Annotated in this window: 12 protein-coding genes; 6 read left to right on the forward strand and 6 right to left on the reverse strand. The window is 68.6% G+C overall.

Features of this window, described 5'->3' with window-relative positions:
• The first annotated feature begins 240 nt into the window (after nt 1-240).
• The 3 genes from ABZ412_RS17715 (at nt 241) to ABZ412_RS17725 (ending at nt 2,097) form a co-directional block, all read left to right on the forward strand.
• Nucleotides 241-867, forward strand: a complete 627-nt coding sequence (locus ABZ412_RS17715; RefSeq protein WP_357281878.1) for a hypothetical protein — start codon at nt 241-243, stop codon at nt 865-867.
• A 55-nt stretch (nt 868-922) separates the two neighbouring features.
• On the forward strand, nt 923-1,471 hold the full coding sequence (locus ABZ412_RS17720; RefSeq protein WP_357281879.1) for a hypothetical protein: 549 nt from the start codon (nt 923-925) through the stop codon (nt 1,469-1,471).
• Nucleotides 1,472-1,740: 269 nt separating this feature from the next.
• Nucleotides 1,741-2,097 (forward strand): hypothetical protein, encoded by a 357-nt coding sequence (locus ABZ412_RS17725; RefSeq protein WP_357281881.1) that lies wholly within the window; start codon nt 1,741-1,743, stop codon nt 2,095-2,097.
• 102 nt (nt 2,098-2,199) lie between these two features.
• Here the strand turns inward: ABZ412_RS17725 and ABZ412_RS17730 are convergent, their stop codons facing one another.
• From ABZ412_RS17730 to ABZ412_RS17740, 3 genes are all read right to left on the reverse strand, one after another.
• The gene (locus ABZ412_RS17730) at nt 2,200-2,889 is read right to left on the reverse strand and encodes a response regulator transcription factor (protein WP_357090946.1); all 690 of its coding nucleotides are present in this window, start codon (nt 2,887-2,889) and stop codon (nt 2,200-2,202) included.
• On the reverse strand, nt 2,886-4,136 hold the full coding sequence (locus tag ABZ412_RS17735) for an ATP-binding protein (protein WP_357281882.1): 1,251 nt from the start codon (nt 4,134-4,136) through the stop codon (nt 2,886-2,888). The genes ABZ412_RS17730 and ABZ412_RS17735 overlap by 4 nt, the downstream gene beginning before the upstream one ends.
• 164 nt (nt 4,137-4,300) lie before the next feature.
• Nucleotides 4,301-4,687, reverse strand: coding sequence for a helix-turn-helix domain-containing protein (locus ABZ412_RS17740; RefSeq protein ID WP_357090942.1), 387 nt, complete (start codon nt 4,685-4,687; stop codon nt 4,301-4,303).
• 88 nt (nt 4,688-4,775) lie between these two features.
• On the opposite strand from ABZ412_RS17740, the gene ABZ412_RS17745 reads away from it, so the two are divergent.
• The 3 genes from ABZ412_RS17745 (at nt 4,776) to ABZ412_RS17755 (ending at nt 7,150) form a co-directional block, all read left to right on the forward strand.
• On the forward strand, nt 4,776-5,435 hold the full coding sequence (locus ABZ412_RS17745) for an NAD(P)-binding domain-containing protein (protein WP_357281884.1): 660 nt from the start codon (nt 4,776-4,778) through the stop codon (nt 5,433-5,435).
• A gap of 34 nt (nt 5,436-5,469) precedes the next feature.
• Nucleotides 5,470-6,033 (forward strand): TetR/AcrR family transcriptional regulator, encoded by a 564-nt coding sequence (locus ABZ412_RS17750; protein WP_357281886.1) that lies wholly within the window; start codon nt 5,470-5,472, stop codon nt 6,031-6,033.
• 79 nt (nt 6,034-6,112) lie between these two features.
• A complete protein-coding gene (locus tag ABZ412_RS17755; protein ID WP_357281887.1) occupies nt 6,113-7,150 on the forward strand; it encodes a medium chain dehydrogenase/reductase family protein in 1,038 nt (345 codons plus the stop codon).
• A gap of 88 nt (nt 7,151-7,238) precedes the next feature.
• On the opposite strand, the gene ABZ412_RS17760 is transcribed toward ABZ412_RS17755, so the two are convergent.
• From ABZ412_RS17760 to ABZ412_RS17770, 3 genes are all read right to left on the reverse strand, one after another.
• Nucleotides 7,239-9,287 carry a CocE/NonD family hydrolase gene (locus ABZ412_RS17760; protein WP_357281889.1) on the reverse strand — a complete coding sequence of 683 codons (2,049 nt, stop codon included), beginning with the start codon at nt 9,285-9,287 and terminating at the stop codon, nt 7,239-7,241.
• A 305-nt stretch (nt 9,288-9,592) separates the two neighbouring features.
• On the reverse strand, nt 9,593-10,330 hold the full coding sequence (locus ABZ412_RS17765; RefSeq protein ID WP_357281890.1) for a phosphoglyceromutase: 738 nt from the start codon (nt 10,328-10,330) through the stop codon (nt 9,593-9,595).
• 4 nt (nt 10,331-10,334) lie between these two features.
• Nucleotides 10,335-11,216 (reverse strand): ROK family protein, encoded by an 882-nt coding sequence (locus ABZ412_RS17770; RefSeq protein ID WP_357281892.1) that lies wholly within the window; start codon nt 11,214-11,216, stop codon nt 10,335-10,337.
• Between the last annotated feature and the right edge of the window lie 59 nt (nt 11,217-11,275).

Here is an 11,275-nt window from a genome sequence, read left to right on the forward strand (position 1 = left end):
CACCGAGCCGCCGACCACGACCACCACGGTGCCCCCGACCACGACGACGGTTCCGCCGACCACGACGACCGAGCCGCCCAGCAGCACCACGACTCCGCCGACCACCACGACGACGCCGCCCACGACCACCACCAACCCCCCGAGCGGTGGCGGCACGGGTAGCGCCAACGGTCTGCCCTTCGGTCTCTGACCCCGCTCCGGACTCGTCTCCGAATTCCTTTGGTACACACAGGAGTACACATGCGCACCACCACCGTTCGCCGTCTCGGCGCCGGGTTGGCGGGCCTGGCCGTCATCGCCGGCGGGTCGCTGGCCGTGGCCACCCACGAGGCCCCCGAGGCCCACGCGACCGTCGACTCGATCACCATCTCGGGCTCGAACTGGACCGTCGGCCAGACCTACACCCTCTCCGCCAATCTGAGCGGCTGGGAGTTCGGCCTGCTCTGCTACTGGGAAGACAACGGCAACCCGATCACCGACCCGCCTTCCAAGGTGCCGTGGCCGGTGAACCACTCCAGCACCGACTGGACCCCCACCACGCCGGGCAAGCACACCATCACCCTGAAGCAGGGCAGCTCGACCAACACCCTGATCGTGAACGTCAGCAGCCCCACCACCACGCCGCCGACGACCACGACCACGACCACCGTGCCGCCGACGACCACCACCACGGTCCCGCCGACCACGACCACCACGACCACGGTGCCGCCGACCACGACCACCACGGTCCCCCCGACCACCACCACGACGGATCCGACCACCACGACGGCTCCGCCGACCACCACGACGACGCCGCCCACGACCACCACCAACCCCCCGAGCGGTGGCGGCACGGGTAGCGCCAACGGTCTGCCCTTCGGTCTCTGACCGATCTCCCCAATTCCCTTGGGGCACAAGCGCTAGTAACAACAGAGGAGTACCTATGCGCAGCAATTCTCCGGGCCGTGCGCTCGGAGCCGGGATGGCCGGTCTAGCCGTCGCCTCGGCAGCCGCGGTCGCGGTCGCCCTGGCGCCGGCGGCCAACGCCACCGTCGACGTGATCACGATTTCCGACACGGCGCCCGCGGTCGGGGGTACCTACACCCTGAGTGCGGATCTCTCCGGTGCGTCGTTCGGCCTGCTGGTGAACTGGAACGACAACGGCGTGAGCCTCACCGACGGCGTCGGCATCATCCCGTGGCCGGCGTACCACTCGAGCGTCACCTGGAAGCCCACCACGCCGGGCCAGCACATCATCACGGCGTCGCAGGGCAGCAGCACGCAGACCCTGATCGTGAACGTGTCGGGCGGCACCACCACCCCGCCGACCACCACGACCCCGCCGACCACCACCGCGCCGCCGACCACGACGGCACCGACCACCACCAAGCCGTCGACCGGCGGCGGTGGCAGCATCGGCTCCGGCAGTGCGACCGGTAGCGCGGGCAAGCTGGTGGGCGGTCTGCTGAGCGGCCTCTTCGGCAGCAGCTAGCGAATCGCCTCACGCGATCGGGCGTGTCGGGTTCTCCGGAACCCGGCACGCCCGTGCTCGTTTGTGGCGTGGGTCTCGCCGGTGCGGCGCGCGTCATAGTGTCCGGAAGGTGAACAAACGGTGCAGGTCGGAGACAATCCAATCAGGCTGCACAGAAGTATATTTCGCATAACCGCCGGTCCGATGACCTCGCGTTGTGAATAGCCGGAAGTGCCCACGACATCGATCCGCTATTGCGAATTCACCGGAACGTGTTAGACATCGTGGCCATGATCAAGAAAATCCTCGCCGTCTCCGCTCTGACCGCCGGTGCGGTTATCTCCATTGCCCCGCAGGCGTTCGCCGATAACACCGATCCGACCGCGTTCTCCGATCGCACCGCCGATTTCGTCGTGTACAACGACCCGGCCGTGCTGGGCGCCAAGGACGCCGGCAAGCAGATCGTGGTGAGCCCCTACGGCACCAGCCACACCATCGCCTGCCGCGGCAACGGCGCGGACGTCGCGTGGTACGACTGCATGCAGCAGGACAACCCCGGCCTGGGCTGGATCATCCTGGAGAAGCAGGAACTGCCCGGCATCGGCCCGGCGTGGGTCTACACCATGAAGTCCGACCCCAACGCGTAGTACACCGGCCGAACGGGTAAGCCCGGAAACTGGTCGGGGAGAAAGACGAAACCCGCCCGCTTCGTGAATTCGAAGCGGGCGGGTTCTGCGTTCTGGGCGGTCCTAGGCTTCGAGCTTGTAGCCCAGGCCGCGCACGGTGACCAGGTGCTCGGGCTTGGCCGGATCGGCTTCGATCTTCGAGCGCAGACGCTTCACGTGCACGTCGAGGGTCTTGGTGTCGCCGACGTAATCGGCGCCCCAGACGCGGTCGATGAGCTGGCCGCGGGTGAGCACGCGCCCGGAATTGCGCAGCAGGTATTCGAGCAGGTCGAATTCCTTGAGCGGCAGCGTCACCGCCTTGCCGTTCACCTGCACGGTGTGGCGGTCCACGTCCATGCGCACCGGCCCGGCCTCGAGCACCGCGGTCTCGCTGCCGTTGTCGGGCTCCTCGCCGGCGCCTCGGCGCAGCACGGCCCGGATGCGGGCGATCAGCTCGCGCGAGGAGTAGGGCTTGGTGACGTAGTCGTCGGCGCCCAGTTCCAGGCCGACCACCTTGTCGATCTCGCTGTCGCGCGCGGTCACCATGATGACCGGGACGCTGCCGCGCACCCGCAGCTGCTTGCACACGTCGGTGCCGCTCATGCCGGGGAGCATGAGGTCGAGCAAGACGATGTCCGCGCCCGAGCGGTCGAACTCGGCCAGCGCGGACGGGCCGTCGCCCACCACGGTGACCTCGAACCCCTCCTTGCGCAGCAGGAACGCGAGCGGATCGGCCAGCGACTCCTCGTCCTCGACGATCAGCACACTCGTCATCGGGTTGCCTCCACACCGTTGGTTCTGGCCCGCCCGAGGGGGCGCGTGCCGTTTTCCTTCTTGGCCACCGGAATGCCGGTGGCAAGTCTCTTGTCGACCTGCCCGTTGGAATCGGCAGGGTGGGCCGGGATGCGCAGGGTGAACGTCGATCCGGTGCCCAGTTTGCTCCACAGGGTGATCTCACCGTTGTGGTTGGCGGCCACATGCTTGACGATAGCCAGCCCTAGGCCGGTACCACCGGTGGCACGCGAGCGCGCCTTGTCGGCCCGGAAGAAGCGTTCGAAGACGCGTTCCTGGTCTTCCTTGGAGATGCCGATGCCGCGGTCGGTGACGGCGATATTGATGTAGCCGCCGCGCAGCGCCCGGCTCACCGACACGTGGGAGCCGCGCGGGGAGTACGCGATGGCGTTCTCGACCAGGTTGGACAGCGCGGTCACCAGCAGGGTCTGGTCGCCGAGCACCTCGAGGCCGCTGCCCGCGTCGGTGGACACGGTGATGCCCGCGGCCTCGGCGGTGGTGCGGGAGCGCTCGATGGCCTGGGTGACCACGCTGTCGACGTCGACGGCCTCGAGCTCGGGCAGCCGTTCGGCGCCCTGCAGCCGCGACAGCGCGATCAGCTCGGTGACCATCTTGCCCATGCGGCGGGCCTCGCCGTGCAGGCGTTCACCGAAGTGCCGGACCGAGTCGGGATCGTCGGCGGATTCCAGCAACGCCTCGGCCAACAGGCTCATGGCCCCGACGGGGGTCTTGAGTTCGTGGCTCACATTGGCGACGAAGTCGCGGCGGGTGGCCTCCATGCGGGCCTGTTCGGAGTCGTCGTCCGCGAACAGGACCACGAAGTTCGGATTCTCCTGCGAGAGCGGCCGGGCAACTCCTCGGACAGCGAGGCGGGCGCGGCCGGGCATGGGAATCTTGGCGGTCAGCTCGAACTCGACGTCCTGGCCCCCCGCCAGCACCTGTTCGACCGCCGCCCACGCGCGCTCGTCGAGCAGGCGGTCGTGGACCACGCCCAGCTCCTCGGCCCGCGGGTTGACCAGGACCACGTCCCGGTACTGGTCGACGACGGCGATGCCGGATTCGGACGCGAGCACGATCAGATCCAGCACCTGGGACATGGTCAGCCCGGTATCGGTGGCGGCGCGCATCCGCTCCTGACGAGCGTTCACATACGGAATGAGCAGTCCGCCGACGGCCAGTCCTACTACGGCCGCCAGGACTGCCAAAAGCACGGCCTGTGGAACGCTCACACTTTGAATCGTACGGTCGCCGACGCGGGGTCAAACCCCGGGTGCAGGAAGTTTCACGCAGGTCATGGGTCCTTCCACCCTCGTTAGCCCGGTGTTCACGCGATGTTCGGTCAGCGTGTCGCGGGAGCTGAGCGCCCCTGTGGCAACCGCTTTCGCGGCGACGGTCAGTCCTCCGGATCGCCGTAGAGGGCGGTGCGCACGGTGTCGCCGTGGCGGTCGGCCCACTCCCCCAGCGCGAAGATCGGAATCAGCAGATCACGGCCCGCGGGGGTCAGCGAATACTCAACGCGCGGTGGCGCTTCCGCGTATCGGCGATGTTCCAGCAATCCCATCGCCTGCATGCGCCGCAGCGTCTGGGTGAGCATCTTCTGACTGATGCCGCCGATGGCGCGCCGCAATTCCACGGGGCGCATCGGACCCTCGCGAAGTGTGTAAACGATCACTGTCAGCCAGGAATTGCCGAATACGTCTACCGCCAGCCGCGCGGGGCAGTCCGATTCGCGGCCGCCGTATTCGGCGAACCGCACCGGTTCGATGCTCTCGACCGTCATGCCTCCACCCTGCCACCGCCATTGGGCACCCGGGAGTGCGCTTCGGAATTCCTAACGTCGTCACCACACGCCACACCAAGGAGATGACATGCGAATCGGAATCATCGGGGCCGGGCAGATGGCTCGCGCTCTCGGCGGCGGCTGGGCCGCGGCCGGGCACGAGATCGTGATCGGCGCACGGACTTCCACGCGAGCGGCGGAGGCCGCCGCCGCGATCGGGTCCGGCGCCCGCCCCGCCACCGTGTCCGAGGCGGCGAAATTCGGCGACGCCACCCTGCTGGCCGTGCCGGTGGCCGCGTTGACGGACATCCTCACCGACCAGCGTGAGGCGCTCACCGGGCGCACTCTGATCGACTGCACCAATGCTTTCGCCCCGGACACCGGCGGCTTCGGTCTCTCCGAACCCGCTGTGGCCGAACGCATCTCGGCCGCGGTGCCCGGCGCCAAGGTCGTGAAGGCGTTCAACCTGCTGGCCGCCGAGGTGTGGGCGGGCGCTGATCGAGAATTCGACGGCCGCCCTGCGACGGTGCCGCTCTGCGGCGATGACGAGGCGGCGATCGCGCTCGTCTCCGGCCTCGCCGAGGACCTGAAGCTGCGCCCGATCCCCGCGGGCGGCCTGTCCCGGGCCCGATATCTGGAGGCGACCGCGGCTTTCGTGGTCGGCCTCTGGTTCGCTGGTCACGATGCCCGGGCCCTGTTCCCGCCGCTGGAAGCGGCCTTCGCCGTTCCCGACGAGTCGGAGGGCTAGCGGAGATCCCGAGAGTGAGTGTACAGTCACTCACATGAGCAGACGCGGGATCGCACTCTCGACTTCAGATGTTCGACGGGATGCCGTGCTGGACGCGGCGATCACCGAGTTCGCCAAGACGGGATTCCATGGGACGCCGATCAATACGGTCGCCGCCGCGGCCGGAATCTCACCCGCGTACGTGTTCAAGCTCTTCCCCAGCAAGGTGGAGTTGTTCGTCGCCGCCCTGGATCGCTGTTTCGAACGGGTCGAGGGCGCCCTGGCGACCGGCGCCGCCCGGACCCCGGGCGGCGATCCGGAGCAGGTCCTGTACGAGATGGGCGGGGCCTACGCCGAACTGATCGTGGACAAGAGCCTGCTCATGCTGCAGGTGCACGCCCTCTCGGCGGCCGATGTGCCCGATATCGCCGAGGCCGTGCGCCGCGGCCTGCGGCGGGTCACCGAGTACGCCGAAACCCGTTCCGGCGCGACCGGCCGGCAGGTGCAGCGGTTCATGGCCTACGGGCAGTTGTGCCACCTCATCACGACCCTCGGCCTGGATGCCGGCGAAGGCGCCTGGGCCGCCACCCTGACCGCGGGCATCCGCCACTTCGACTGACCTCTCACGCCCTCGGACGAGGGCATTTTCTTCAATCCAAGAGTGATTGACCAATCACACACCTGGAAGGGATCGACCCATGTCGAACATCATCGCCACCGAAGTAGTGCTGCCCGGACGCGTCGAGCCGGAGGGCCTGACCGTCACCACGCGCGAATTGCCGCAGCCCGGCCCCGGCGAGGCACTGGTCCGCATGGAGGCGACCGGGGTGTCCTTCGCCGAGCAGCAGATGCGGCGCGGCAAATACTATGACCAGCCCGCGTTTCCGTTCGTGCCCGGCTACGACGTCGTCGGCGTGGTGGCGGCGGTCGGGGCCGGGGTCGATCCGGCCCTGATCGGCCGCCGGGTCGCGGCGCTGACCAAGATCGGCGGCTGGAGCAGCCATCTCGCGGTGCCCGCGGATGATCTGGTGCCGGTGCCGGAGGGCCTGGCCGCGGACGCCGCGGAGACCTTCGTCGTGAACGGCATCACCGCCTGGCAGATGCTGCATCGGAAGGCAAAAGCCCGTGCGGGGCAGACCATCCTGGTGCACGGCGCGAACGGTGGCGTCGGGTCGACGCTCGTGCAGCTGGCGCGCGCGGCGGGAATCCGCGTGATCGGGACCGCCTCGGCGCGCAATGCCGACGCGGTCGCCGAGCTCGGCGCCCTGCCGGTGGACTATCGCGGGGATGTGGCCGCCCAGGTGCGGGCGCTGGCGCCGGGCGGGGTGGACGCCGTCTTCGATCATATCGGCGGCCCCGGCATCGTGGACTCGTTCGCGCTGCTCGCGCCCGGTGGCACCCTCGTCTCCTACGGCAGCGCCGCCACCAAGGACGAGGAGGGCAATTCCCGGCTGCCGGTGCTGAAGCTGTTCGCCCGGCTGCTGTGGTGGAATGCGCTGCCCAACAACCGGAGCGCGTCCTTCTACAACATCTGGGCGGGCCGCCGCCGGCGTTCCCGGTTCCAGTCGCGCCTCGCGACGGACCTGGGCGCGGTCCTCGACCTCGCCGAGCGCGGCGCGCTGCACCCGCAGATCGCGGCCCGAATCCCGTTGCGGGAAACCGCCCGGGCACTCACCCTCGCCGAATCCGGCACCGTCACCGGCAAAGTCGTGATCGTCGCCGACCCCGAGTCCTGAGACGCCTGACCGTATGCGGCCGGAAAGAAAAACCCCGGGCGTGCACGCCGTTGTGCACGCTCGGGGATTCAATCCCGGTAGGGCGGTGTCACCAGCCGGTGTTGCCGCGGACCGGGATGTTCACAAAGCTCGGACGGTCCGGGTCGAGCTGCAGGTGCTGCGGCCTGAGACCGGTGTCGATGAGCATCGGGAGGATGGGCAGGCCCTTGGGGAAGTTGCCCGCGAACACGTCCACGCGCAGGCGGTGGCCCGGCTGCAGGACGGCCTGGGTGCCGCCGAGGGCGATGTCGAGGGTGGTGGCCTCGCCGGGCACGGTCTCCTGGCGCTTGTCCAGCGAGGTGAAGGCGCGCGGGTCGGTGTAGTCGCCGTTCGGGGAGCGGCTGCTGCGGTCCTCGTCGACCTGACGCAGCGAGGCCATGAGCTCGCCGGAGGTCAGCACGGTGGACTGGCCGTCGGGGGCGACGTCGTTGACGGTGACGGTCCAGTAGCCGTCGGCGGCGTCCTGAACGGTGTTGAGATGCACCGCGATCGGGCCCGAGATGGTGGTGGCCTCGGCGACCGGCGCGCTGGTGAAGGTGAGCGCGTTGGTCTCGGCGACGCGGGAGTCCTTGGAGCAGCCGTCGATCAGGTTGAGGATGCCCGCGGTGGCCTGGGCGGCGTCGTTGGAGCAGACGGTGGACAGGCCGGGCGCGACGGTGAGCCGGTCACCGTCGCTGTTGGCGGCCGCGGTGAGCGAGCCGTCGTGCAGGCTGTTCGCGGTGCCGGAGGGCTGCGCGGAGAAGTACATGCGCCGGTAGTCGGCGGCCTCGGAAGCCGGTGCGGTGGGCCCGAATCCGCCCTGGGTGTTCCAGCCGCCGCCCTGCGTCTTGAGGGTCACCGGCCCGTAGGCGTCGATGCCGTTGTCGATGCCCTTGAGCCACTTGTCGAACCAGGCGCGCTGCAGCACGTCCAGGCGCGGCGGGGCGCCGACGCGGTTGACGTCCGCACCGGAGGTGACGTGGTAGGTGTTGCCCATGAGCAGCTGCTTCTGGCCGGGCGGCAGCGGAATCTGGTTGTAGATCTTGGATTCCGAGTAGGTGAACAGGTCGTGCCAGCCGCCGGTGACGAAGGTCGGGATCTGGATGCGGCTGGGGTCGCCGAGCCAGTCCTGGCGGTCCTGGGTGAACCCGTTGAGCATGTCCTTCACGCGCGGGTCGAGGCTGTCCATGGTGGTGGAGGTGTAGGCCGACATCAGCACGTCGAGGTAGCCGAAGGGGTCGTTGACACGATCCTGCAACCACTTGAAGTCGAAGGTGCCCGCGGCGATGGAGGCCAGGTCCGGCACCCACTTGAGGCCGTTGATGGCGCTCAGCCACAGCGGGATGAAGTTGAAACCGAAGCCGCCGCCGGGCGCGAGCACGTCGTCGATGAGGTCGCTGCCGGGCACGATCGGGAAGATGGCCTTCAGCGCGGGCGGCTGCTTCTCGGCGGCCTGCACCTGGTTGATGGCGCTGTAGGACAGCCCGCTCATGCCGATACGGCCGTTGGACCAGCGCTGCTTGGACGCCCAGTCGATGGTCTCGACGGTGTCCTGCTGTTCGCGGCCGCGCAGCATGTCCCATTCGCCCTGCGAGAATCCGGTGCCGCGCACGTCCACGACGACCTGCGTGTACCCGGACTTGATGAGCTGGCGGTCGACGGAGAAGTTGCGGAGTTCGCCGTTGCCCGCCGCGTTCAGCAGTTCACCGAAGCCGGTGAGCGGAGTGCCGTCGAGGTGGATGTTGCGGAAGACGTTCAGAAGCGCGTCTGACAGGCCCGGAATGGAGAAGGCGCTGTCGGCGACGTTCGACACCAGCTTGGTGTAGGGCGTCATGTTCAGCACGGTCGGCGTCGGGGTGTCGACGGGTCGGCCCGCGGCGTCGGCCGGGTGGTAGACGTTGCCCTTGAGGACGGTGCCGTCACTCATGGTGATCGGGACGTCCCATTCGATGAAGACGTTGGGGTACTGCTGCGGCCCGTCCTCGGCGGCGGTCCAGGCGGCGCCGGCGGCGCCGCCATCGGGTCCGGTCGGGATGATGGCATCGGCGGTGATGCCGGTCAAAGGCAGGAGCAGAGCGGCCGTGGCGGCTAAAACCGTGGCCTGTAGCGCGTGCTTCATCGAACGTGATCTACCTCTCGCAGGTGGTCGAACGCCCAGCAGCATATCTACCGCACAGTAAGTTGCAAACCCCGGTTACAGATACATCTTCGAATTGCCGACACTATGGCAAATTGTTTTGCGCGACATGGAAATACCTTACGGTCGCGTAGTGAGACGCCTATCACACAGGAATGTATTGATGACAATGGCCCGCCCAATGTCATTGGGCGGGCCATTGTTTCGGGGGTTTCAGGCCGAAGCCTCCCCGGGCGTTTCGAGGGTTTCAGGGGCGAAGCCCCTGCGAGTTACGAGAGTTGTCCTCTCTATTTCCCGCCCTGGTTCGCGACGGCGGCGGCGCCGGCCGCGGCGGCCTCCGGGTCGAGGTAGACACCGGCGCCGAGCGGGCGCAGGTTCTCGTCGAGCTCGTACTTCAGCGGAATGCCGGTCGGAATGTTCAGCCCGGCGATGTCCTCGTCGGAGATGTTCTCCAGGTGCTTCACCAGCGCGCGCAGCGAATTACCGTGCGCGGCAACCAGAACGGTCTTGCCGGAACGCACATCGGTCGCGATGGTGTCCTCCCAGTACGGGACCATCCGGGCGACGACGTCCTTGAGGCACTCGGTCGCGGGGACCTCGATGCCCGCGTAGCGCGGGTCGCCGTCCTGGCTGTACTCGCTGTCGACCTCGATCGGCGGCGGCGGGGTGTCGTAGCTGCGGCGCCACAGCATGAACTGGTCCTCGCCGTACTGCTCCTTGATCTCCGCCTTGTTCTTGCCCTGGAGAGCGCCGTAGTGGCGCTCGTTCAGACGCCAGTCGCGAACCACCGGAATCCAGTGGCGGTCGCAGGCGTCGAGGGCGTTGTTGGCGGTGCTGATCGCGCGGCGCAGCAGCGAGGTGTAGACGATGTCCGGCAGAATCCCGTGCTCGGCGAGCAGCTCGCCGGCGCGCTTGCCTTCCGCGACACCCTTGTCGGTGAGGCGAACATCCACCCAGCCGGTGAACAGGTTGAGGGCATTCCATTCGCTCTCGCCGTGGCGCAGCAAAACGAGGGTGTACGTCATGGGGTCATCCTCCCACGAGCAACGCCGCGCCCCGCAGGGTGGCCTGATCAGTGAGTTCGGAGGGAACGACCCGCAGTTCCCGCAGGAAGCGCAGGCGCGCGTGACCGAGCGCCGCCGCGCGCAGCGGCTGCCACAGCGGCTCCCCGGACTGCGCGAAGCCGCCGCCGATGACGACCAGATCGGTGTCGAGCAACGCGGCCGCGGAGGCGACCGCGGTCCCGATGGCGGCGCCGGCCCGGGCGAGGGCTTCCATGGCGAGCGGCTCCCCGTCGCGCGCGGCCTGCGCCAGTTCCACTCCGGTCTCGCCCTCCCACCCCTGCCGCCGGGCCCAGCGCACCGCGGACTTGCCGCTGCCGACGGCCTCCACGCAGCCGAATCCACCGCAGGCGCAGGGCTCTTCGTTGCCGGGCACCACGATGTGGCCGACGTGTCCGGCATTGCCGGTGCGGCCCATGACGACCCGGCCGTCACTGATGATCCCGCCGCCGATGCCCGAGGACACGGTCAGGCAGAGCGCGTTGGTCGCGCCGCGCGCCGCGCCGAGCCGGTGTTCGGCCAGCGCCAGGCAGGCCCCGTCGAGGGCGAAGCGAATCTCGGCCGCGGGGAACACTTTCCGCACCGCGTCGACCACGGGGAAGCCGTCGGCCCATTCCGGAATATTGAGCGGACCGCACACCCCGGCGGTGACGTCCACCGGGCCCGCGGACCCGATCCCGACCGCGGTCACCGTTTCCCCGGCGGCCGCGGTGCTCAATAGTTCACGGCAGGCCGCCCACACCCCGGATTCGGGTACAGCGACGCGTCGGGGTTTCTCGGGCGCACCCGTCGAATCGACCAGGGCGGCCGCGAATTTGGTCGCTCCGATATCCAGCGCAAGCGCCACCATGACTCCCCCGCCTCTCCGAGACTTCAGCGCACGGCTCAGATTCGTCCGGGTTGGCATTG

This window comes from Nocardia sp. NPDC005746 (assembly GCF_040630785.1).
Lineage (GTDB): Bacteria > Actinomycetota > Actinomycetes > Mycobacteriales > Mycobacteriaceae > Nocardia.

Excerpts from the sequence above, each read along its gene's own strand:
- ABZ412_RS17745 (WP_357281884.1), top strand. The coding sequence starts at position 4,776 with ATGCGAATCGGAATCATCGGGGCCGGGCAGATGGCTCGCGCTCTCGGC.
- ABZ412_RS17760 (WP_357281889.1), bottom strand. The coding sequence starts at position 9,287 with ATGAAGCACGCGCTACAGGCCACGGTTTTAGCCGCCACGGCCGCTCTG.
- ABZ412_RS17720 (WP_357281879.1), top strand. The coding sequence starts at position 923 with ATGCGCAGCAATTCTCCGGGCCGTGCGCTCGGAGCCGGGATGGCCGGT.
- ABZ412_RS17750 (WP_357281886.1), top strand. The coding sequence starts at position 5,470 with ATGAGCAGACGCGGGATCGCACTCTCGACTTCAGATGTTCGACGGGAT.
- ABZ412_RS17730 (WP_357090946.1), bottom strand. The coding sequence starts at position 2,889 with ATGACGAGTGTGCTGATCGTCGAGGACGAGGAGTCGCTGGCCGATCCG.
- ABZ412_RS17740 (WP_357090942.1), bottom strand. The coding sequence starts at position 4,687 with ATGACGGTCGAGAGCATCGAACCGGTGCGGTTCGCCGAATACGGCGGC.
- ABZ412_RS17755 (WP_357281887.1), top strand. The coding sequence starts at position 6,113 with ATGTCGAACATCATCGCCACCGAAGTAGTGCTGCCCGGACGCGTCGAG.
- ABZ412_RS17725 (WP_357281881.1), top strand. The coding sequence starts at position 1,741 with ATGATCAAGAAAATCCTCGCCGTCTCCGCTCTGACCGCCGGTGCGGTT.
- ABZ412_RS17770 (WP_357281892.1), bottom strand. The coding sequence starts at position 11,216 with ATGGTGGCGCTTGCGCTGGATATCGGAGCGACCAAATTCGCGGCCGCC.
- ABZ412_RS17715 (WP_357281878.1), top strand. The coding sequence starts at position 241 with ATGCGCACCACCACCGTTCGCCGTCTCGGCGCCGGGTTGGCGGGCCTG.
- ABZ412_RS17765 (WP_357281890.1), bottom strand. The coding sequence starts at position 10,330 with ATGACGTACACCCTCGTTTTGCTGCGCCACGGCGAGAGCGAATGGAAT.